Origin of the sequence: Streptomyces sp. NPDC093598 (assembly GCF_044764825.1) — a bacterium.
Lineage (GTDB): Bacteria > Actinomycetota > Actinomycetes > Streptomycetales > Streptomycetaceae > Streptomyces.
Genome location: NZ_JBIWIV010000007.1, coordinates 40,170 through 61,279 on the forward strand (window position 1 = coordinate 40,170; position 21,110 = coordinate 61,279).

The window sequence follows — 21,110 nt, forward strand, 5'->3', positions numbered from 1 at the left end:
CCGCAGCGCCATCGACTCCCCCATATCAGCATCCCGGAGGCCACTGGCTCAACCGGCCCTCGCTAGACTGGGCCATTGGTACAGCCGGAGCGGCCGGAGGGCGGCCGCGGCAGAGCCAACGGACGAGGAGGACGCGCCATGCCCGTGGACGAGCTCGACACCCGCATCCTGCGGTTGCTGCTGGAGCAGCCGCGTACGAGTGTGCGCGAGTACGCGCGGACCCTCGGTGTCGCCCGGGGCACCCTTCAGGCCCGTCTCGACCGGCTGGAGCGCGACGGTGTGATCACCGGCACGGCACCGGCCCTCTCCCCCGCCGCGCTCGGGCATCCGGTGCTCGCGTTCGTGCACATCGAGGTCACCCAGGGCCATCTCGACGAGGTGGGCGACGCGCTGGCGGCGGTGCCGGAGATCGTCGAGGCGTTCTCGATCACCGGTGGCGGGGACCTGCTGGCCCGGGTGGTGGCGCGGGACAACGCGCACCTGGAAGACGTCGTTCAGATGCTGATCAGCATGCCCGGGGTGGTACGCACCCGTACCGAGGTCGCCCTGCGCGAGCGCGTCCCCCACCGGCTGCTGCCGCTGGTGGAGTCGATCGGACGGTCGGCCCGCGGATGATCTTTGAGAGCATGGCGCCATGAGCATGCTCCGCGGAATATCGGTCATCTTCGATCTCGACGGAACGCTCGTGGACAGCGAGCCGAACTATTACGAGGCAGGCCGGCAGACGCTCGCCGAGTACGGCGTCCAGGACTTCACCTGGGCGGACCACGAGCGGTACGTCGGCATCAGCACACAGGAGACCGTCGCGGACTGGAAGGACCGTTACGGCCTGTCCGCCTCGGTGGACGAACTGCTCGCCGCCAAGAACCGCCGCTATCTTGAGCTGGCCCGCGGCGCCACGCGCGCCTACCCGCAGATGCGCTCCTTCGTCGAGCTGCTGGCGGCCGAGGGCGTGCCCATGGCCGTGGCCTCGGGCTCGTCCCCGCAGGCCATCGCGGCGGTGCTGACCGGAACCGGACTGGACGCGCACCTGCACACGGTGGTCTCCGCCGACGAGGTCGCGCACGGCAAGCCGGCTCCGGACGTCTTCCTGGAGGCGGCCCGCAGGCTCGGCGCGGCCTCGTCCGACTGCGTCGTGCTGGAGGACGCCGCTCCGGGTGCCGCCGCCGCGCACGCGGCCGGCATGCGGTGCATCGCGATCCCCTACGTCCCGGCGCAGGCGGACGCACCCGAGTTCGCCACCGCGAGTCTGCTTCTGCGGGGCGGCCAGAAGGAGTTCACGGCGCGGTCCGCCTACGACTGGCTCGTGAGCTCGGCCGGCGGCCTTTCCTGAACTCGCCCCTCCCGACCCGTTGACGCTCCCCCGCCCCCTCCCTAGGGTCTGGTCGATCATCCGTACAGCGTTCGAAATATCGACCACTCTCGACCACCCCCGAGCACTCGGACCCGTGGAGGAGCACACATGGCACGACCCCTCTCCAGACGATCCCTTCTTCAGGCAGCGAGCGTCGTCGCGGCCGTCCCCGCGCTGTCGTGGGCGGCGACGGGACGGGCCGCGGCGGCTCCCACCGCTGCCGCCGCCGGCTCCCCGTCCGCATGGACCGTACGGCCCTTCGGGTTGGAGGACGTGAGCCTGGGACCGGGCGTCTTCGCCGACAAGCGGAAGCTGATGCTGGATCACGCCCGCGGCTATGACGTGAACCGGCTGCTCCAGGTGTTCCGTGCCAACGCCGGTCTGGCCACGGGCGGCGCTGTCGCGCCGGGTGGCTGGGAGGGGCTGGACGGCGAGGCCAACGGCAATCTGCGGGGTCACTACACCGGCCACTTCCTGACCATGCTGGCGCAGGCGTACCGCGGGACCGGGGAGCGGGTGTTCGCGGACCGCATCGGCACCATGGTCGGGGCGCTGACCGAGGTACGCGCCGCACTGCGGCGGGATCCGGCGGTGCTGAGCGTGGAGGGGAGGTTCGGGGCCGCCGCGGACCAGGTCCGGGGCTCCTACCAGTACGTGGACCTGCCGGCCGCCGTGCTCGGCGGGGCCTCGGCGATCACCTTCTCCGTCTGGGTCCGGCCCACCCACGACGCCGACTGGACCCGCATCTTCGACTTCGGCAACGACACCCACCGCTACCTGTACCTGGCCGCCCGCAACCAGGCCGGGGTGCCGCGCTTCGCCGTCACCACGTCCGGAGCCGGCGGCGAGCAGGGCCTGAACGGCACGGCCCCGCTGCCGCTGGACCAGTGGAGCCACCTTGCGGTCACGATCGCGGGCGGCACCGGCACGCTCTACGTCAACGGCACCGCCGTGGCGCGCAACACCGCGATGAGCCTCACCCCGGCGGCTCTCGGCCCGCTGAAGAACAACTGGCTCGGCCGCTCGAACTACTCGGCCGACCCCGTCTTCGCGGGCGCCTTCGAGGAGTTCAACGTCTTCTCCCGGGCGCTGACCGCCGCCGAGATCGGCGAGTTGCAGCGTCAGCGGGCCGCCGACGCCTCGACAGGCCGGGGCGACCTGGTGTCGTACGCCTTCGACGAGACGGCCGGCGGGGCCTTCGCGGACGCCTCCGGCCGGGGCCTGACCGCCGGCCTGCGCCGCACCTGGGGCGGGCCCAGCCACCCCGGGTTCCTCGCGGCGTACCCGGAGACGCAGTTCATCGACCTGGAGTCGAGGACCAGCTCCGACTACACCAAGGTGTGGGCGCCGTACTACACCGCGCACAAGATCCTCAAGGGTCTGCTCGACGCGTACACCGCCACCGACGACGACCGGGCCCTCGATCTCGCGTCCGGCATGTGCGACTGGATGTACTCACGGCTGTCCAAGCTGCCGGAGGCCACGCTCCAGCGGATGTGGGGGATCTTCTCCAGCGGCGAGTTCGGCGGCATCGTCGAGGCGATCTGCGACCTGCACACGATCACCGGCAAGCCCGAACACCTCGCGCTGGCCCGGCTGTTCGACCTCGACCGGCTGATCGACGCGTGCGCCGCGAACACCGACATCCTCGACGGCCTGCACGCCAACCAGCACATACCGATCTTCACCGGCTATGTACGGCTGTACGACGAGACCGGCGAGGAGCGCTACCTCACGTCCGCGAGAAACTTCTGGGACATGGTCGTTCCCCACCGCATGTACGGCATCGGCGGCACCAGCACCCAGGAGTTCTGGAAGGCGCGGGACGTGATCGCGGGCACGATCGGCGCGACCACCGCCGAGACCTGCTGCGCGTACAACATGCTCAAGCTGAGCCGGACCCTGTTCTTCCACGAGCAGGAGCCGAAGTACATGGACTACTACGAGCGGGCCCTGTACAACCAGGTGCTCGGCTCCAAGCAGGACAAGCCGGATGCCGAGAAGCCGCTCGTCACGTACTTCATCGGGCTGACGCCCGGTCACGTCCGGGACTACACGCCCAAGCAGGGCACGACCTGCTGCGAGGGCACCGGTATGGAGAGCGCCACGAAGTACCAGGACTCGGTGTACTTCGCGAAGGCCGACGGCAGCGCCCTGTACGTCAACCTGTACAGCCCGTCCACGCTGACCTGGGCGGAGAAGGGCGTCACGGTCACCCAGACCACCCGCTTCCCCCAGGAGCAGGGCAGCACGCTGACCTTCGGCGGCGCACGCGCCTCCTTCACCCTGCGACTGCGGGTGCCGTCGTGGGCGACCGCCGGGTTCCGGGTGACCGTCAACGGACGTGCCGTGTCCGGGACTCCGAAGCCGGGGAGCTACTTCGACGTGTCCCGGGCCTGGCGGGCCGGCGACACCGTCCGCATCGCCCTGCCGTTCCGGACGCGGGTGGAGAAGGCGCTGGACGACGCGTCCCTGCAGACCCTGTTCCACGGGCCGGTCAACCTCGTCGCCCGCGACGCGGCCACGGAACACCTGAAGGTGGGGCTGTACCGCGACGCCGGTCTGTCCGGCGATCTCTCACCGTCTCTCACGCCCGTGCCGGGCAAGCCGCTGCACTTCACGCTGGACGGGACCGAGTGGGCGCCCTTCTCCGAGGGGACGGAGGATCCGACGCACGCCTACTTCCGGCGCGCCGAGCCGAAGGTCGTGTTCGGCGGCCGGGACTCGGGCGTCGCCAACCCGGCGAAGTTGGACGGCACCACGCTGCTGGACGAGATCTGGGCCGGGGCGCCGTTCCGGAACAAGCGGGCGCTGGTGGCGCGGGTGCGGTCCACGGTGGACGCGTGGGTGACGGCCGGGCTGCTGACCAGGACGGATGGGGACAAGGTGGTGGGGACGGCGGGGGCGGCTTCGTACAAGCCCTGAGCGCCTGCCCGACGGGTCGGGTGAGGCGTCCGGGCGGGCGCCGCACCCGCCCGAACTTTTTTACGGCAGGGGTGATTGTTTCGCCCCTGGCATCCGTACCTCTTGGTGTTGGGCCGTTCATATCCCAGGAGGCACGATGCGCATCTCGCGCAGCACGGCAGGAACCGCGTTCGTGGGCGGTGCGTTGATCCTTACGCTCACCGCGCTCGCCTACCCGAGCATGCTGGGCGTGCAGAACGCGGCTTCCGGCCAGGACCGCATCATCGCCAACACCCAGTGGGGTCCGCTGACCGAGGCGGATCGCGACTTCGTGGTCCGCGTGCGCGCGGCCGGCCTGTGGGAGTACCCGCTGGGGCAACTGATCAAGCAGCGGAGCTCGTCGCCGGAGATGCAGGAAGTCGCCAAGCACCTGCTCGTGGGTCACGGCCGGCTCGACGCGGGCTGCCGCAAGGTCTCCACGGACCTGGGCATCACCCTGCCGAACGAGGCGTCGCCGCAGCAGCAGCAGTTCGTGGCGACGGCGGAAGGCAGCACCGGCAAGGAGTTCGAATCCACGGCGGTGACCATCATGCGCGTCGCGCACGGGGGGATCTTCCCGACGATCGCCAAGATCCGGGCGACCACCCGTAACAGCCTCGTGCGGGAGCTCGCCGACACGACCAACGACACCGTTCTCGACCACATCACGGTCCTGGAGAAGACCGGCCTGATCAACCAGGAGCAGGTCAGCTTCCAGATCACCGCCCCGCCCAAGCTGCCCCAGGAGCAGACGACACCGCCGCCGCCGCAACAGGGTGCGCCGGTCCGCGTGCTGCCGATCCCCGAAGAGCTGAAGGATTTCCAGACGGTCGCCCCCAATCCGTCCTATGGGGCGCCGGCGCCGTCTCCGTCGGCCGGCTGAGCCGGGTACGAGATCGCGGGGGGCCGCGGTCCGGTTGCGGCCCCCGCCCACGTCGCGGCCCCGGTCCTACGAACGACGGCGGGGCTTGCCGCGCCGGTCGCCCTTGGGAGCGCCGCGCCCGCTCTTCCCGGTCCGCTTCGCCCCGGCGGACCTTCCGGCCGCCGACTTTCCGGGCATCGGCTTCCGTCGGGCGCCGCCCCGGTCCGCATCCGCGGACTCACCCCGCGCCGGAGGCTGCTGACGGCCCCGGGTGCTGTTGACCGTGCGGCCGCGGACGATGCCGATGAAGTCCTCGACCAGGTCCGTCTTTTGGTCCTCGGGCCAGGCCAGGGCCACGCTCGACTCGGGGGCGTCCCTGAGGGGCCGGTGGGTGAGGTCCTTGCGGTGGTGCAGGCGGGCGAGCGACAGCGGGACGACGAGGACTCCGATGCCCGCCGCGACCAGTTCGACGGCGTCGGCCGTGGTGGCGGGCCGTTCGAGGGCGGGCCGCCCGGGCAGGCTCTCCCAGTCGAGAACGTCGTCGAGGGGATGGAGCACGATGTCGTCGGCCAGGTCTTCCGGCGCCACCTCGTCGACGGCCGTGACCAAATGGTCCTTGGGCACCACGACGACCGTCTGCTCGGTGTAGAGGGGGATCGCGCTGAAGACCGTGCGGTCCACGGGTGTGCGGACGAGGCCCGCGTCGGCGTCCCCGCCCAGCAGCCGCTCGGCGGCCGCTCCGGCGGGCACCTGCGTGAGGATCAGCGGGACACCGGGCTGCCGCTCGTTCCAGATGCGCACCCACTTGTCGGGCATCACCCCGGGGACGTAGGCGAGCCGGAACGAGGGGGTTGCATCCGAGCCTGTCACCTCGCCAGGTTACCGGCCGTGGTCAGCCGTCGTGCACACGCTCGATACCCTGGGGGCCATGACGTCGCACCAGAGCACCCAGACGATGAAGCCCGCCACCGCGGCGAAGAAGCTGGGTGTGTACCTCGAGGCCACACCCGCCGAATTCCGGGAGGGTGTCGTCTCGCGCGCCGAGCTGAACGAGCTCCAGGCGAATCCGCCGCAATGGCTTCAGGACCTGCGGCGCAACGGCCCGCACCCCCGGCCCGTGGTCGCCGCGAAGCTCGGCGTCTCCATCGCGGGACTTGCCCGGGCGGGCGTCACCGAGCCCCTCACCACCGAGCAGATCGAGGCGCTGAAGCAGGAGGGCCCCGAGTGGCTGGAGCGGGAACGCGCCACCCAGGCGGAGGTCCGCAAAGAGGCGGAGCGGATCAAGAAGAAGAACGCCGAACGTCAGGCCTGACCCCAGCACCCCTCGTTTTTCGGACGGCCCCCACCGGATGATCCGGTGGGGGCCGTCGCTGTTTCCCGGGTGTCCCTGGGCGTCGTGTGGCGTCGGTGAAATCTTTCGACCATGTCTTGACATGGCGAGGAAACGACCCGCAGCTTGGCCGATCATCTAACTCCGTGAAGCGGATTCACGAATGCGAACGGACCACACGCTGGAGGTGTGGACCCGGAGCGATCCGGAGTCCGCCCAGACCTACGACCGTGTGTTCGCCGCCTTCACCAAGAAGACCGGCATCAAGATGGACTACCAGCCGGTCATGAACTTCGACCAGCAGTTGCAGAGCCGCGCGTCCGTCAAGGACCTGCCGGACGTCATGATCAACGACACCGCCCTGATGGGGAGCTACCAGGCCCAGGGCCTGCTCAAGCCGGTCACCCCGGCCTCGCAGCGAGAAGGCCAGCGGTTCGACCCTGTCGTTCCTCCCGCAGCACCCGACCCTGCTGAACTTCGAGGTCGCGGGCGAGCGGGGCATCTGGGACTACTTCGGCAACTCCCTGGTCATCGCGGGCGGCGGACTGCTGCTCCAGCTCGCCGTCTGCACCCTCGCCGCGTACGCCCTGGCCCGGCACAGGTTCCGCGGGCAGGCGCTGATCCTGACCCTGTTCATGCTGACGATGATGCTCCCCGAGGAGGTCATCGCCATCCCGCTCTCCCTGGTCCTCGGGCATGTGCCCCTGGTCGGCGTCGACCTGAAGGGCACGGTCTGGGGCGTGATCCTGCCGCTCGGCGCCTGGGGCTTCTCGGTGATGCTGCTGACGGAGTTCATGAAGGACATCCCCACCGAGATAGAGGAGGCCGCCCGGATCGACGGCGTGGGCGAACTGCGGATGCTGTGGCAGGTCGTGCTGCCGCTGTGCAAGCCCGCGCTCGGTGTGGCCGGGGTGCTCGGCTTCATCATGGTCTGGGACCAGTACCTCCTGCCCCTGATCGCCGCCAAGGACCCCACCGACTACACGGTCACCGTCGCCCTGTCCGTCCTGCGCACCGACCCCGAGGTCGGCTCCGGCGTGGTGCTGGCCGGTGCGGTCATCGCCCTCGTCCCCAGCCTGATCGCCCATCTGCTCCTCCAGCGCTCGCTGGTCACCGGCATCGCCGCCGGGGCCACCAAGGGCTGACCACCCACCCCCATGTTTGAGGGAGACATGAAGTTCCACGGAGTGCTGTTCTTCCCGGTCACGCCGTTCGCGGCGGACGGTTCACTGAACGAGGAACGGCTGGCCCAGCACGTCGAGTCGGGTGTCGCCGCGGGGGCGGGAGGTGTGTTCGTCGCCTGCGGCACCGGCGAGTTCCACGCGCTGTCGACCGAGGAGATCGAACGGGCCACCCGGGTCGCCGTCACGACAACGGCCGGACGAGTGCCGGTCCTCGCGGCGGCCGGCGGTCCCACGCCGGTCGCCCGGGACCAGGCCGCACGGGTCGGACGCGCCGGTGCCGTGATCGCCTGGGAGCATCTGAGGCCGGCCGTCGAGCAGGACGCGATCCAGGTCCTGCTCACCGACCACCACTACTGGGGCGGGCTGCGCCGCACGCGTGAACTGGCTGCCGTGTGCGAGGCGTTCGGGCTCGCCCTGTCGATGCACTCCAACTCGCATCTGGGCATCAGCCTCGCCGCGATGACCCATGTCGCCGCGGTCATCCCCAACCTCGACCACTCCTGCGACACGCACTACCCGTGGAACTTCGCGGACGACGTGATCGTGCCGGGCGCGCTGGAGCTGCGCGACGGGGAGGTCATGGTGGTCACCGGGCCGGGGCTGGGTGTCGAGCTCGACCACGACCGGCTGGAGCGCCTGCACCGGCGATACGTCGACTCGGGCATGCGCAGCCGGGACGACACCGGCTACATGCGGCGGTTCCGGCCGGAGTACCAGCTGAGGCTCCCCCGCTGGTGACAAGCGTGCGTGACGTGCGTGAAGTTGATCGCAGCGTTACGGGACGCACCGTCGAACGCCCTCTTTCGACCGGGACGTGGCCGACCCAAACGCCAGGCCACGCCACCCCTTCCGGCGCGTAGAAATATCTACGAGCATGGCTACGGCCGGGCGGCACGCGGAACCCCGCGGGTCGTCGGCTGGTGTCCAGCGCGCGCCCGACCGCGGCGCCGCCGACTGTGCCTGGGGTGGCCATGCAGAGCGTCATGTGGAAGCAAGCCGTCGAGTGGCTCGCCGCAGCCGCCACGGACCCCAAGGAGTGCAAGCGGGAGTGGGACTACGGCGCGGGAACGGTGCTCGTGGAGGCCGGGCGGTACTGGGACGTGCTCAGCGTGCCCGACCGGCTCGGCCTCCTCGCACTGGACATCCTGTGGCGCGACCCGCTGAAGGTGCCCGGCCCCACCCTCGTGGACTGCGCCGCACGAAGAGTGGGGTTCTTCCTGCCGCCGGACCCGGTCAGCGAGTGGGTCGGCTTCGGTGTGCGGCACGTCGGCCGGGGTTCCTGGGTCGCCGTGCCGCCGCCGTACCGGCCCGCCGGGCGTCTGGAGTGGCTCGTCCCGCCGGACGGAACCGGCACCCTGCACACGGCCGGCACGCTCGAATCGGCCCTGCGGGAGGCCAGCGGCACCCTCGCGGTGCTGGCGCCGGTCAGCGCGGAGCCGGTGCTGACGGACGGCTGGTGAGGCGGGCGCCGGACGAGGGTGCCGTCCCCGAGTGGCGGCCGGCAGCAGGGCGGGTACCGGAGGGCGCGGCCGGACCCGGGTGCCGGCCGGCAGCCGGGTGAGAGGCCCCGGTTGGGTGAGAGGCCCCGGTTGGGTGAGAGGCCCCGGTTGGGTGAGGGGCGCCGGGGACGACAGGGCCCATGTGCCGGCCGGCGGTCCACGAGGTGACGGCGCTCCAGGTCTCGCTCACGGCCGGCGCGGCGAAGGAGACCCACTGGCCGTCGCGGTGCTCCGGGACCGTGTGGCCTCTGGCCTCCCACTCGGCGACCAGGGCCGCGTAGATCGGCGGATGTCCCGCGTATCCGCTGGTGAGTTCGGCGTACGAGCGGGGCGCGGCGGCGTTCCCGGGAAGGCGCCGCGCCGTCTCCGTGCTGTCCATGCCAGGGAAACGCGGCGTCGCGCACCGGTGGTACGCGGGCCGCACCCCGTCCGTCGGGTCGAGTGAATCCGTCACCCGTACGGCGGCACGTGGGCACCGGACAAACATCCAGTCAGGCGGTCGTCCGTTCAGAAACATCTCCTTCGCGTCCGACGGGATTCTCGACCGGGGCAGACGCATCCGGTCACACTGGCCTGACGCCGAGAACCCGGTACGACGGCAGGGAGAGGCCATGTCACAGCGCCCTGACCTCCGGCAGCGCAGGGCCGTGCTGGAGCACGAGTGGTCACGCTGGGTGCCGCGGCTGAGGTCCCCGGGCGCGCGGCCGGGCGGCACCGCGGCGCTGCGCCACGAGGTGACCGAGTCCTGGGCGCGTTCGCTGGACAGTGTGGACCCGGGCCGGGACAGCGCCCCGGTCACCGACGGCGGCCAGGTGCACCAGCGCTGGACGTCCTCACCGCTGTACCGGCCGGTCTCCGCTCTCGCCGGGGAGCTGCACAGCATCGCCGAGGACGCCGGGTTCGTCACCGCCGTCACCGACGAGTCCGGCACCATCCTGTGGACCTGCGGCGGCCCGACCATGCGCCGCCGGGCCGAGCGGGTGAACTTCGCGCCGGGCGGCCGCTGGGACGAGCAGGCCATGGGCACCAACGCGCTGTCCCTCGCCCTGCGCACCGGCCGCCCCAGCTCCGTCTTCTCGGCCGAGCATCTGGTGTCGGCCCTGCACGGCTGGGTCTGCTACTGCGCACCCGTGCACGGCCGGGACGGCCGCGTGCTCGGCGTACTGGACCTGTCCACGACCTGGGACCGCTCGCACCCCCTGGCCATGTCCACCGTCCGCACGCTGGTGTCGACGATCGAGGCCCGCCTGACGACGGAGGTGTCCCGCCCGGCCCGGCCGGCTCACGAGCCTGGGCTCCGAACAAGCCGTGCACGAGGGACGCCCCCTCCCCCTGCGGCCCCGCCAGATGGAGATCCTCACCCTCCTCGCACTCGAACCGGAGGGCTTCTCCCCGGCGCGGCTGCGTGCGGCCCTGTACGGCGACCGGCCGGTCACGTCATCCACCTTCAAGGCGGAGATCTCCCACCTGCGCCGGGCGCTGGGCGGCGCGATCTCCCCCCGCCACTACGCCCTCACCGCCCCGGTGTCCTGCGATGCCGCGGAGGTCCTGCGCGCGCTGGAGCAGGGCGACACGGACACCGCGCTGCGCCACTACGGCGGCCCGCTGCTCCCACGCTCCGAGGCTCCCGGCGTCGAGGAGTGGCGGATCCGCCTCGAAGTGGCGGTACGTGAGGCGGTGCTGGCGAGCAGGCGCGCGGAGCACGCCCTGCGCTACGGCGAACGGGCCCCGTACGACGCGGAGATCCACGAGCACGCGCTGCGCCTGCTCGGCCCGGACGACACGCGCCGCGCGATCGCGGCGGGCCGGCTGACAACGGCCCTGCGAGACTGACGGACCGTCATCGCGCCGCCAACCTCGCACCAACCTCCCGGGAGCACAGTGAGGGCTGTCCCGACGGCACGGACCGTCACCCGCCCGCACCGCCCTTCACCGAGGAGAGCCGCCATGGTGTACGCGCAGCCAGGAACCGACGGCAGCATCGTCACCTTCGCCCGCCGCTACGACAACTTCATCGACGGTGACTGGACAGCGCCTGTCGAGGGCCGCTACTTCGAGAACCCGACGCCCGTGACCGGCAAGGCCTTCTGCGAGGTCGCCCGCTCCACCGCGGCCGACGTCGACCTCGCCCTGGACGCCGCGCACCGGGCTGCCGACCAGTGGGGCCGCACGTCCACGACGGAACGCGCGAACATCCTGAACAGGATCGCGGACCGCATCGAGCAGAACCTGGAGAAGATCGCGGTCGCCGAGACGTGGGAGAACGGAAAGCCGGTCCGCGAGACCCTGGCCGCCGACATCCCGCTGGCCGTGGACCATTTCCGGTACTTCGCCGGCGTCGTCCGCGCGCAGGAGGGCAGCATCGCGGAGATCGACGCCGACACGGTCGCCTACCACTTCCACGAGCCGCTGGGTGTGGTCGGCCAGATCATCCCCTGGAACTTCCCGATCCTCATGGCCACGTGGAAGCTCGCACCCGCGCTGGCCGCGGGCAACTGCGTCGTCATCAAACCGGCCGAGCAGACCCCGGTCAGCCTGCTCTACGTCATGGACCTGATCGCCGACCTGCTCCCGCCGGGCGTGGTCAACGTCGTCAACGGCTTCGGCGTCGAGGCGGGCAAGCCGCTGGCGTCCAGCCCGCGGGTGGCGAAGGTGGCGTTCACCGGCGAGACGACGACCGGCCGCCTGATCATGCAGTACGCGAGCGAGAACATCATCCCCGTCACCCTGGAACTGGGCGGCAAGAGCCCGAACATCTTCCTGCCCGACGTCATGGCCGCCGACGACGACTTCCTGGACAAGGCCGTCGAGGGCTTCGTGATGTTCGCTTTGAACCAGGGCGAGGTCTGCACCTGCCCGTCCCGCGCCCTGATCCCCTCGTCGATCTACGACGACTTCATGGCCCGCTGCGTCCAACGCACCGAGGCCATCGTCGGCGGGGACCCGCTGGACCCGGCCACGATGATCGGCGCGCAGGCGAGCAACGACCAGTACGAGAAGATCCTCTCCTACCTCGACATCGGCAGGAAGGAGGGTGCCGAGGTCGTCACGGGCGGCAACCCCCGCGCGGTGCCCGGCCTGGAGGGCGGCTACTACATCGAGCCGACCATCTTCCGCGGCACCAACGACATGCGCATCTTCCAGGAGGAGATCTTCGGCCCGGTCGTCTCGGTCACGACGTACGACTCGGTCGACGAGGCCCTGAAGATCGCCAACGACACCCTCTACGGCCTCGGCGCGGGCGTCTGGACCCGCGACGGCAACACGGCCTACCGCCTGGGCCGCGAGATCAAGGCGGGCCGGGTCTGGACCAACTGCTACCACGCGTACCCGGCGCACGCGGCGTTCGGCGGCTACAAGAAGTCCGGGATAGGGCGCGAGACCCACAAGATGATGCTCGACCACTACCAGCAGACGAAGAACCTGCTGGTGTCGTACGCGCCGAAGAAGCTGGGCTTCTTCTAGGAGCCTGAAGTCGGTTGCCTGGAGACACCGTTGTGCTCCAGGCAACCCGACACGGTAGTTCGGGCCCCAAGTAGACCTGCCACGGGCCAGTTTCAGTACTGCAGCCAGGTGCGGGTCCGGCCGGAAGCTGTCCGCGCCGTCGAGGTTCTGGGCGCCCACACCCCGACCCTCACCGAGGCGATGAAGACAGCCGCCACCAAGGCATTCGTGATCCTGGACCGCACCCTGCTGCCGATCGACCGAATCGCCGTCGACCGGCCCCCCCCACTTCGGTGACCACACGAAGCACGGCGTGAACGTGCAGGTCCTCGCCGACTCGCAGGGCGGCTGCTGTCGGCATCGCCCGCCCTCCCCGGAGCCGTCCGCGACATCAAGGCCGCGAGTACCCGCGGCATCATCGACGCCCTGGAGGAGGCCCGGCGTGGAGTGCTGGGGGGACAACGACGGAACGGTACGGGTGCCTTACCGGGGTCGCTGGGGACCGCCTGCGATCACGGGGACGGCTCATCGCGGCTGACGCCCTCTGACGAGCGCAGTGGGCAGTGACGCGTCAAGGATCAGATCACGCGGCAGCGCCAGTTCGAAGCGCTGCTCCAGAACGGCGAGAGAGGCACGGTGCGCCGTGTCCCTCAATCTCTGCTCCGGGATTCCGGCCGCATCGATATCAGCGCGGATGAGGTCGGCGCCGGGGCCGGTGATCTCCTGCGACCAGGTGTACATGTACATGTCGAAGCCACACACATAGTGGTCGTCGTGGAAGGTCATCGAGCGGATCCTGGCCGCCCTGGCCGATGCTTGCGGGCTGCCGGAGCCCTCACCGGCCTGGTGGGTCACCTTCCGGGTGGTCGGGGAAGGCAGCTGGGGTTCGAGCGGTGGCGTCCTCTCCATCCCCTTCCTCCTGAACAGCGGTGTTTTCACGGAGGAGAAGGTAAAGCGGATCCGGGCAGCGGTCGGTGCCTGAGCCCGGCCCCGCCGTCAGCTCGAAGGGCCGAGCGCCCCGGCGATCAGCCCTTCGAGCTGGACGAGAAAGCTCGACGCCGCCGTGGCAAACGAACTCATCCCCGCGTTCCACTGATGGTGACGACGCCCTTCGTCCTGGCGCCGGTCTTGTTGTCGTAGAGGACGTCGCCGGTGGACTTCTTCCAGATCTTGATGCGGAAGGTGTCCGGGCCGTCGGTGGCGGTGACTCTGAAGGCGTAGCCGCCCTTGCCGCCCACCGTTCCGGTGCCCTGGTAGACGGCCTGGGAGCCGTGCACCACGAGCCAGTCGGAGCCGGTCGAGCGGAAGGTGAGCCGGGCGGCGCCGAAGACGAACGTGGCCTTGCCGGTGGGGACGGTGGCTCCCTTCCGGTACTGGGCGCCCAGGGTGAACGCCGCCTTTCCGGTCAGCGCCGGCCCGGCCGGGTAGGCACCGGCCGGCGAGGTGATCGTGCCTGCGCCGGCAGCGGGCCCGGCGGCACGGTCGTAGACGATCAGCTCCGCGAGCATGGTGGTGTCCGTGCCCTCGTCGTCGTCGGTGACGGTGACGACCGGGCGGTGGATGCCCGCGTCGTCGTAGACGTGTGCGGCGCGGCAGCCGGAGTCGGTGACCGTGCCGGCCGTCGGCCGGCTGCCGTCCTTCCAGTCGACCTCGCAGGTGTGGCGGTCGGCTGTGCCCGGGTCGTCGAAGGACGCGGTGACGACGGCGGCCTTGCCGACCGGGACGGGCGAGCCGGGGCCCTTGGCGGACGTGATGGAGGGTGCGGCGTTGGAGACCTCGACGGTCGCGGTGTCGGCACCGCGCCCGCCGGTCAGGGTGACCTGGAAGGTGCCGTCGTCGGTGCAGGTGAGGGTCGTCCGGGCCGCCGCGGGGTCCTTGACGGTGCACGGGGTGCCGTCCTGGACGGTCCACTTGGGCGCGCCGGCCCCGGAGACGGTGCCGGCGAGCGTGATCGCCTCACCCTCGGTGCCGGTGGTGTCCGGCCCGGCGTGGACGACGGTGACCGGGTCGATGCCGCCGAGGGTCGGGACGACCTTCTCGATCAGGCCGTCGGAGTCGAACTCCAGCTTGTCGATGGTCGTTTCGCGGTGGGTGCCGTCGCCGCCGGGGATGGCGAAGCGGTGGTAGGCGATGTACCAGTCGTCGGTGTTCGGGACGTGGACGACGGAGTGGTGGCCCGGGCCCTTGATGCCGAGGGACAGGTCCTTCTCCAGGATGACGCCCTGCTTGGTCCACGGGCCGGTGGGCGAGGGGCCGGTCGCGTAGGCGACGCGGTAGTTCTCGTCCCGGGTGTCGTTCTCCGACCACATGAAGTAGTAGGTGCCCTTGCGCTTGATGATGAAGGTGCCCTCGTTGTAGCCGCTCGGAGTGATGTCCTCGACCTGTGAGGTGTCGATGGAGGTCATGTCGTCGCCGAGCGGGACGACGTAGGCGCGGCCGTTGCCCCAGTAGAGGTACTGCTTGCCGTCGTCGTCGGTGAAGACCGCCGGGTCGATCATCTGGCCGCGGAAGTCACCGGCCTTCAGCAGTGGTTTGCCCAGGGCGTCCTTGAACGGTCCGGTGGGCGAGTCGGAGACGGCTACGCCGATGTTCGCGTCGGCGCAGAAGTAGAAGTAGTACTTCCCGTCCTTCTCGGTCATCGCCGGTGCCCAGGCCCGGCTGTCCGCCCAGCTGACGTCCGGCCCCAGGTCGAGGATGACGCCGTGGTCCTTCCAGTGGACCAGGTCCGTGGAGGAGTACGCCTTGAACTGTGTGCCGCTCCAGCCCTCGAAGCCGTCGGTCGTCGGGTAGAGGTAGAAGGTGTCGCCGAAGCGCACGATGTTCGGGTCGGCGTTCAGACCCGGCAGGACCGGGGTCTTCATGATCAGCGCCGAGACCTTCCAGGTGCGCTTCTCGCCGTCCGACCCGGTGACCTCGTACGTCACCGGCTTGGTGAAGTCGCGCACGCTGCCGGAGGCGGGGCTGATCGTCGCGCCCTCGGCGAGGGTGAACTCCGGTGCCAGGGCGGTGAGATCGGTGCCCGCCTTCATCGGCAGGGTGATCGTGCCGGCCGCGTTGTCGACGAGCGCGTCGACCTTGAGCGCCGGGTGCGTCACCTTGGCGATGCCCGCGGTGTTGCCGCTGAGTCGCATGACCTCGGTGCCCGTGAGGGCACGGTCGTAGACGCGGAAGTCGTCGACCTCGCCGCCGAAGTACGGGTCGGCCGCGTACAGGGAGCGGCCGATGTAGCCGCTGTAGTCCTTGGCCGCGTCGTACAGCTCGGACGGTTTGATGGTGGTCGTCGTGCGGGCCGCCTCGACACCGTCGGCGTACAGGACCATCGTGCCGGTGGCGCCGTCCAGCGTCACCGTGACGTGCCGCCACTGGCCGGGCGTGAGCTGCGAGCCGGCCGTGAGCTTCGACTCCGCCGACCAACTCGCCTTGGTGATGGCCGAGTAGAGGCTGGAGCCGCCGTTGGACGGGGTGGCGAACAGGTACTTGTCGCTGTCGGGCCCGAGCCCGAACAGCCACTGGAAGCTGCTGCCGCCCTTCCACTTGGCGTATGTCGACACCGTCACGCTGCCGGCGTTCTTCAGCACACCGTTCGGGATCTTCACGTACGGCGAGGCGGAGTCGCCGGACATGGTGAACGAGCCGCCCTCGACACCGGTGCCGAACTCGGGGGTCCGCACATAGGTGCCGTGGTGACCGTGCCCGCTGGAGTCACGGGCGATGCTGCCGCCGGTCTCGTCGAAGTCGTAGTGCAGCAGCAGGTCGGCCGGGACGTCCGGCCCCTCGTCGGACACGGTGACCTCGGCCCGGACCGGGATCGCGCCGCCGTCCGGCAGGCTGCCGGCCACCGTGAAGGTGCCGGCCTGGGCGTACTTCGACGCCGGTACGTCCTCCCAGGTGACCGCGACGGGCCGCTTGACGCCGTCGGCGTACTCGGCGATCACCGTGGCCGGCAGGACCGGGGCGTCGCCGACCCGGGTCTTCACCGACACGTCCTCGACGCTCTTCACGATCTGGTCGGGCTGGTAGGCGCGCAGCAGCCGGTCGTACTCGGCCTGGGTGACCGGCAGGACGGTGCCGTGGCGGGGTTTGGCGGGCAGGTCGTAGCCGGTGGAGGGGGTCCAGGTGCCGGAGTCGAGATCGGTCGTCTCGAACGGGATGTAGCCGCGGCCGCCGAACTCGTCGAGGAACGCGTACCACTTCTCCTCGGTGTTGGACTTGAACACCAGCGGCCCCTCGGCGGCGTTCATCGCGCCCTTGCCGATGCCCTCGGCGACCGCCGTCCAGGACGGGTTCAGGATCGAGTCGCTCTTCTCCTGGAAGATGAACTTGCTGTTGGGGGTGGAGGAGGTGTTGTTCCGCTCGTCCTTGGACAGGCGGTAGTACGTGCCGTCGTGCCGGATCATCGTGGAGTCGATGACCGAGTAGCCGCGGTCGATCCAGACCTTGGGCTCGCTGAAGGTGTAGAAGTCGCGGGTCGTGGCGTACATCATGCGGTTGTACGTGTCGCCGGAGTGGTCGGCGTTGTCGTACAGCTTCGACGCCCAGAAGACGACGTACTCACCGCGCTCGGCGTCGTAGAACGCCTCCGGCGCCCAGGTGTTGCCCGCGCTGTCGGGTGAGACCTTGACCAGGCGCTGGTTCGTCCAGTGGACCAGGTCGGTGGACTCCCAGACCATGATGGACTTGCTGCCGGTGCGCTGGGAGGCGTCCCAGTCGCCGTTGCCGTAGATCCTGAGGTCGGTGGCGATCTGGTAGAACTTGTCGCCCTCCGGGGAGCGGATGATGAACGGGTCGCGCAGGCCCTTCTCGCCGAGCGTGGAGGTGAGGACCGGCTTGCCGTCGTTCAGCTCGCGCCAGTGCAGCGGGTCGTTGCCCTTGCTGAGGGCGGCGTACAGCTGTTCGCCGTCGGAGGTGCCCTCGCCGGTGAAGTAGCTGAACATGTAGCCCTTGAGGGCCGCCTCGGCGGGCCGTTCGGGCACCTTGGCGGTCATGACGCGGGTCGCCTCGGCCTCGCCCTTGGTGACGGTGGCGGTCAGCTCGACGGTGGTGTCGCCGTGGCCGTGCGCGGGCCGGTGCACCTCGCCGCCGGCGGAGACGACGTCCGGCTTGGCGGAGGACCAGGAGACGGCCGTGCCGAGGGCCCCGCTCCTGGGCAGGGTGAGGTTGCCGCGTGCGTCGTCGAGGTTGTGGACCGTGAGCGCCTCGGCGGCCTGCCGGGTGGCGGCGGCGTCGTCGAGCGCGGGCCGGACCGTGACGTCGAAGGTCTTGGTGCCGGTCACGGTGCCCTTCTTCAGGGTCGCCGTGAGCGTGGCGCGGCCGTCCGGGGAGCCGGCCTCGGGGCGGGTCACCTTGCCGGTGTCGGACACCACGGACGGGTTGTCGCTGTCCCAGCTGATGGCGGAGCCGCCGGCCGGGCCGGTCCTGGGCAGGTCCAGGTCGGAGGTGACGCCGGTGGTGTCACCGAGGCTCAGGGCGTCCTTGTCGTCGGCGACGCCCTGGGTGGCGACCGGGAGGGAGAGCTGCTCGACCTCCGAGCCGGCCAGTGCCCGGTCGTAGACACGGAAGTCGCGGATCCGGCCCTTGAAGAGTTTGTCGCCGTCGTAGACGGACTTGCCGATGTAGTTGGCCCTGGTGGTTCCGGAGCCGATGGCGCCGGGCGTGGTGGTGACGGAGGTGTTGCGGCCGACCTCGACGCCGTCCTCGTAGAGCACGCCCGTGGAGCCGGTCTGGGCATAGGTGATGTGCTTCCACACCCCGCGGGTCAGGTTGTGGGAGTCGGACGGCTTGGTGGTCTGCTCGGTCGACCAGTTGCCCGTCGCGACGGAGGTACGGAAGGAGTTGCCGGTGGTGAACAGGTATCCGTTGCCGTTGCCCGCGCTGGTGTTGCCGAAGCCGTAGAGGAAGTAGGGCGTGCTCTGGGCGGAGTCGATCAGTACGTCCATGGAGACGGTGATCGAGTTCATGCCCTTCATGACGTCGTCCGGCACCTTGACGTAGGTGTCCGACCCGTTGAAGGCGAGCCCCTGACCGGATGCCGACCAGTCGGCGGTGCCACTGATCGTGCCGTTCCGGCCGTTGCCGGAGGCGTCGGTCACGGTGTCGCCGGAGCCGGCGTCGAGCTTGTACCACAGGGCCAGGCCGTCGGTGAGGTCCGCGGCTTCGGCCGTCTGTGCGGAAGCGGTGGGTCCGGCGAGGGTGAGCAGCATCGACGCGGCGGTCAGTCCGGCGAGATGACCCGCCCGACGTCTCACGCGGCTGCGAAGTCGTGCGACGTGCGTCATGTCGAGGTTCCCTGCTGAGGCATGGCTGGTGACGGACAAGGCGGAACGGAAAGACGAGGAGCCGACGAGGCGACGGCAAGTCCTTGCCGTGGGCCTGCCGTTGCACGCAGGTGAAGTGTGTTGCGAGAGTTTCAGTCGGCGCCCGGGGCAGCGTCAAGAGGTTCCGAACAATGTCCGACAGGTCGAACAAGGCCGGGCGTTGTCAGTAGCGGGTGGCAGCATCGGGCGCATGACGAACACCACGGCATTCGACTGGCGGTCCTTGCTGCTCAAGTGGAGTGAGGAGTGGGCGGATTCCCTGCCGGACGGCGAAACGCGGGGCGAGGACGACGAGGCCGCCCGGCAGGCACGGTGGCTGGGGTTCCCGCCCGCGTCCGAGGAGCGGATCGCGGTCCTGGAGGAGCGCCTGGGCCGGCGGATGCCCCCGTCGTACCGGGAGTTTCTGAAGGTCAGCGACGGCTGGCGGCACGCCGGCGGGTTCGTGTGGCGGCTGGCGGGGACCGAGGACGCGCGCTGGCACGACAACGAGTCAGGGCTCGCGGACACGTTCGAGGAGTACCTGGACGAGGACGCAGGACCCGAGGAGCGGCGGGAGGCGGACCTCTGGCGGCGCGGGCTCCAGCTCGACGTCGAGTCCGACGCCACCTACGTCCTCATGGATCCCGAGGACGTGGACGAGGCCGGTGAGTGGGCCGTGTACACGTGGGCGAGCTGGCGGGCCGAGTCGCCCGAGCGGCACGCGAACTTCCACGCGTTCATGCGGGACATGCACCGGGAGTTCCACAGCCTGCGGGCGCACCGGAGCGACGGAGAGCCGGTGTTCGTCAACGACACGACGCGAGCGCTGGACGCGCAGATGGAGGAGGCCCGGCTGGAGGCGCTGCGCGGCGACTGGGAGCGGGCCGTCACGACGCTGGACGAGGCCAAGGAGTACGGCAGACCCCGGGCCGCCGGGCTGGGAGACCAGATTCGCCGCCTGCTCGGGCAGACCTACATGGTGCACTTCGACGAACTGGCGACGGACCCGCAGTACGCGCCCGAGATGCTGCCGCCGCTGGTCGCCGAGCACGCGGCGCACTCGTACCGGGACGACTCCACGCTGACGTTCCATCTGAGGGGCGCCGGCGACGACCTGGTGTCGCTGGCTTACGCGACGCTGGACGAGGTGCGGAACGGCACGTATCGGTACACGGCGGCAGGACCGTTCGGGGAAGCGGTCGAGCGAGCGCGGGAGCTGGCGCGGTGGGGGGACACCGACGGGGCATGGCGGACACTGATCAAGGCTCTGCCCCGCTGGGAGCCGCTGGGACCGGACCACCTGGCCCCTGTGGGCTGGGTGGCGGACCCCGTGCTCGGGCCGCTGCTGACCCCGGAGCGGGGCCGGGAACTGCTGGCCACTCCCCGGGGCGGGCAGCCCGGCGAGGGACCGAGGCCGACGGCCGGGCTCGACCCGGGCAGCCTGGCGTGGCTCGCGGGGCCGGACCCGGGCAACAACCGCACGTCCTACCGGTTCGTCCTGGTGGAGGGGGTGGAGCCGGAGGAGCTGCCCGAACGGCTGGGGGACGGGGACGGGGACGGGGGCGGGGGCGGCCCGGTGCTGAGCGAACCCCTGACCCTGTGGGAGGCGCGCCGCAGGTCGCTGCACGATCGCAGGGAGTTCTCGTCCTACGACGACAGGGCTCTCATGGCGGTCGGCCGGGCCGGCTCCGGGTGGAGCTTCGCCTTCGACGGTGATCCGGCCGCGTTCGACGGGCGGCGGTTCGTCTCCCCGGCCGTCGCCGCCAGCGCCGGCACCCGTGCGGTGGTGGTGTGGAGCGGCCTGAGGACCGGGCGCCAGGAGCCCTTCTTCCATGTTTCGGTGGCGCGAGACGGCGTCGAGCAGTACTCCTTCACCTACGTGGACGGAGAGGTCAGGCCGAGCGGGGAGATACCGCGGGCGCTGGAACCGAGCAGGTTCTTCGGTGACCTGGAGGACGGCGTCGGGACGGAGCGGTCGCTGCTGGAAGCGGTGGCCGGGGAATTCGGGGTCTTCCTGCCCCGTCATGCCATCGTCAGCGGGCGGCTGCACACGTTCACCACCCGTTCCTGGACGCGTCCGCCCAGGGACGGTGAGACGTACATGGTGATCCGGATGGGCTGACCCGCCCGGAGAAGGCGGCGGGTCACGTCCTGACGTCGGCACCCCGGCGCGCTCTGCCGCACGTCTGCCGGTACGAGCG

At 70.4% G+C, this 21,110-nt stretch carries 15 protein-coding genes and 2 pseudogenes; 13 read left to right on the plus strand and 4 right to left on the minus strand.

What is annotated here, in order from left to right:
- The first annotated feature begins 138 nt into the window (after positions 1-138).
- The 4 genes from ACIRDU_RS21790 (at position 139) to ACIRDU_RS21805 (ending at position 5,180) form a co-directional block, all read left to right on the plus strand.
- Entirely contained in the window at positions 139-615 is a 477-nt protein-coding gene (locus ACIRDU_RS21790; RefSeq protein WP_403581826.1) for an Lrp/AsnC family transcriptional regulator, read from the plus strand.
- 19 nt (positions 616-634) lie between these two features.
- Complete coding sequence (locus tag ACIRDU_RS21795; protein WP_403581828.1) at positions 635-1,333, plus strand: HAD family hydrolase; 699 nt, start codon at positions 635-637, stop codon at positions 1,331-1,333.
- 129 nt (positions 1,334-1,462) lie between these two features.
- The gene (locus tag ACIRDU_RS21800) at positions 1,463-4,279 is read left to right on the plus strand and encodes a beta-L-arabinofuranosidase domain-containing protein (RefSeq protein WP_403581830.1); all 2,817 of its coding nucleotides are present in this window, start codon (positions 1,463-1,465) and stop codon (positions 4,277-4,279) included.
- Positions 4,280-4,415: 136 nt separating this feature from the next.
- On the plus strand, positions 4,416-5,180 hold the full coding sequence (locus ACIRDU_RS21805) for a DUF4142 domain-containing protein (protein WP_403581831.1): 765 nt from the start codon (positions 4,416-4,418) through the stop codon (positions 5,178-5,180).
- A gap of 66 nt (positions 5,181-5,246) precedes the next feature.
- Here ACIRDU_RS21805 and ACIRDU_RS21810 read toward each other — a convergent pair whose 3' ends face one another.
- Positions 5,247-6,029, minus strand: a complete 783-nt coding sequence (locus ACIRDU_RS21810) for a LysR family transcriptional regulator substrate-binding protein (protein ID WP_403581833.1) — start codon at positions 6,027-6,029, stop codon at positions 5,247-5,249.
- A 58-nt stretch (positions 6,030-6,087) separates the two neighbouring features.
- Between ACIRDU_RS21810 and ACIRDU_RS21815 the strand changes: the two genes are divergently transcribed.
- The gene (locus ACIRDU_RS21815; protein WP_403581835.1) at positions 6,088-6,471 is read left to right on the plus strand and encodes a DUF5997 family protein; all 384 of its coding nucleotides are present in this window, start codon (positions 6,088-6,090) and stop codon (positions 6,469-6,471) included.
- 181 nt (positions 6,472-6,652) lie between these two features.
- A pseudogene (locus ACIRDU_RS21820) lies at positions 6,653-6,904 on the plus strand (sugar ABC transporter substrate-binding protein); the annotation flags it as partial.
- A gap of 93 nt (positions 6,905-6,997) precedes the next feature.
- Here ACIRDU_RS21820 and ACIRDU_RS21825 read toward each other — a convergent pair.
- Positions 6,998-7,126, minus strand: coding sequence for a hypothetical protein (locus tag ACIRDU_RS21825; protein WP_403581836.1), 129 nt, complete (start codon positions 7,124-7,126; stop codon positions 6,998-7,000).
- Here ACIRDU_RS21825 and ACIRDU_RS21830 point away from each other — a divergent pair.
- From ACIRDU_RS21830 to ACIRDU_RS21855, 6 genes and pseudogenes are all read left to right on the plus strand, one after another.
- Entirely contained in the window at positions 7,125-7,634 is a 510-nt protein-coding gene (locus ACIRDU_RS21830; RefSeq protein WP_403581838.1) for a carbohydrate ABC transporter permease, read from the plus strand. The two genes, ACIRDU_RS21825 and ACIRDU_RS21830, sit on opposite strands and share 2 nt — an antisense overlap.
- Before the next feature lie 27 nt (positions 7,635-7,661).
- Positions 7,662-8,411 carry a dihydrodipicolinate synthase family protein gene (locus tag ACIRDU_RS21835; RefSeq protein WP_403581840.1) on the plus strand — a complete coding sequence of 250 codons (750 nt, stop codon included), beginning with the start codon at positions 7,662-7,664 and terminating at the stop codon, positions 8,409-8,411.
- A gap of 233 nt (positions 8,412-8,644) precedes the next feature.
- Positions 8,645-9,133 (plus strand): hypothetical protein, encoded by a 489-nt coding sequence (locus ACIRDU_RS21840; RefSeq protein WP_403582213.1) that lies wholly within the window; start codon positions 8,645-8,647, stop codon positions 9,131-9,133.
- 1,347 nt (positions 9,134-10,480) lie between these two features.
- On the plus strand, positions 10,481-11,005 hold the full coding sequence (locus tag ACIRDU_RS21845; RefSeq protein ID WP_403581841.1) for a transcriptional regulator: 525 nt from the start codon (positions 10,481-10,483) through the stop codon (positions 11,003-11,005).
- Positions 11,006-11,119: 114 nt separating this feature from the next.
- Positions 11,120-12,637 carry an aldehyde dehydrogenase gene (adh, locus tag ACIRDU_RS21850; RefSeq protein ID WP_403581842.1) on the plus strand — a complete coding sequence of 506 codons (1,518 nt, stop codon included), beginning with the start codon at positions 11,120-11,122 and terminating at the stop codon, positions 12,635-12,637.
- 135 nt (positions 12,638-12,772) lie between these two features.
- Positions 12,773-13,115 (plus strand): annotated as a pseudogene (locus ACIRDU_RS21855) (transposase family protein); the annotation flags it as partial.
- Positions 13,116-13,141: 26 nt separating this feature from the next.
- Here ACIRDU_RS21855 and ACIRDU_RS21860 read toward each other — a convergent pair.
- Both ACIRDU_RS21860 and ACIRDU_RS21865 read right to left on the minus strand, forming a co-directional pair.
- The gene (locus ACIRDU_RS21860; protein WP_403581844.1) at positions 13,142-13,555 is read right to left on the minus strand and encodes a hypothetical protein; all 414 of its coding nucleotides are present in this window, start codon (positions 13,553-13,555) and stop codon (positions 13,142-13,144) included.
- 137 nt (positions 13,556-13,692) lie between these two features.
- Positions 13,693-18,891 carry a family 43 glycosylhydrolase gene (locus tag ACIRDU_RS21865; protein ID WP_403581846.1) on the minus strand — a complete coding sequence of 1,733 codons (5,199 nt, stop codon included), beginning with the start codon at positions 18,889-18,891 and terminating at the stop codon, positions 13,693-13,695.
- A 229-nt stretch (positions 18,892-19,120) separates the two neighbouring features.
- On the opposite strand from ACIRDU_RS21865, the gene ACIRDU_RS21870 reads away from it, so the two are divergent.
- Complete coding sequence (locus ACIRDU_RS21870) at positions 19,121-21,031, plus strand: SMI1/KNR4 family protein (protein ID WP_403581848.1); 1,911 nt, start codon at positions 19,121-19,123, stop codon at positions 21,029-21,031.
- Positions 21,032-21,110 lie beyond the last annotated feature (79 nt).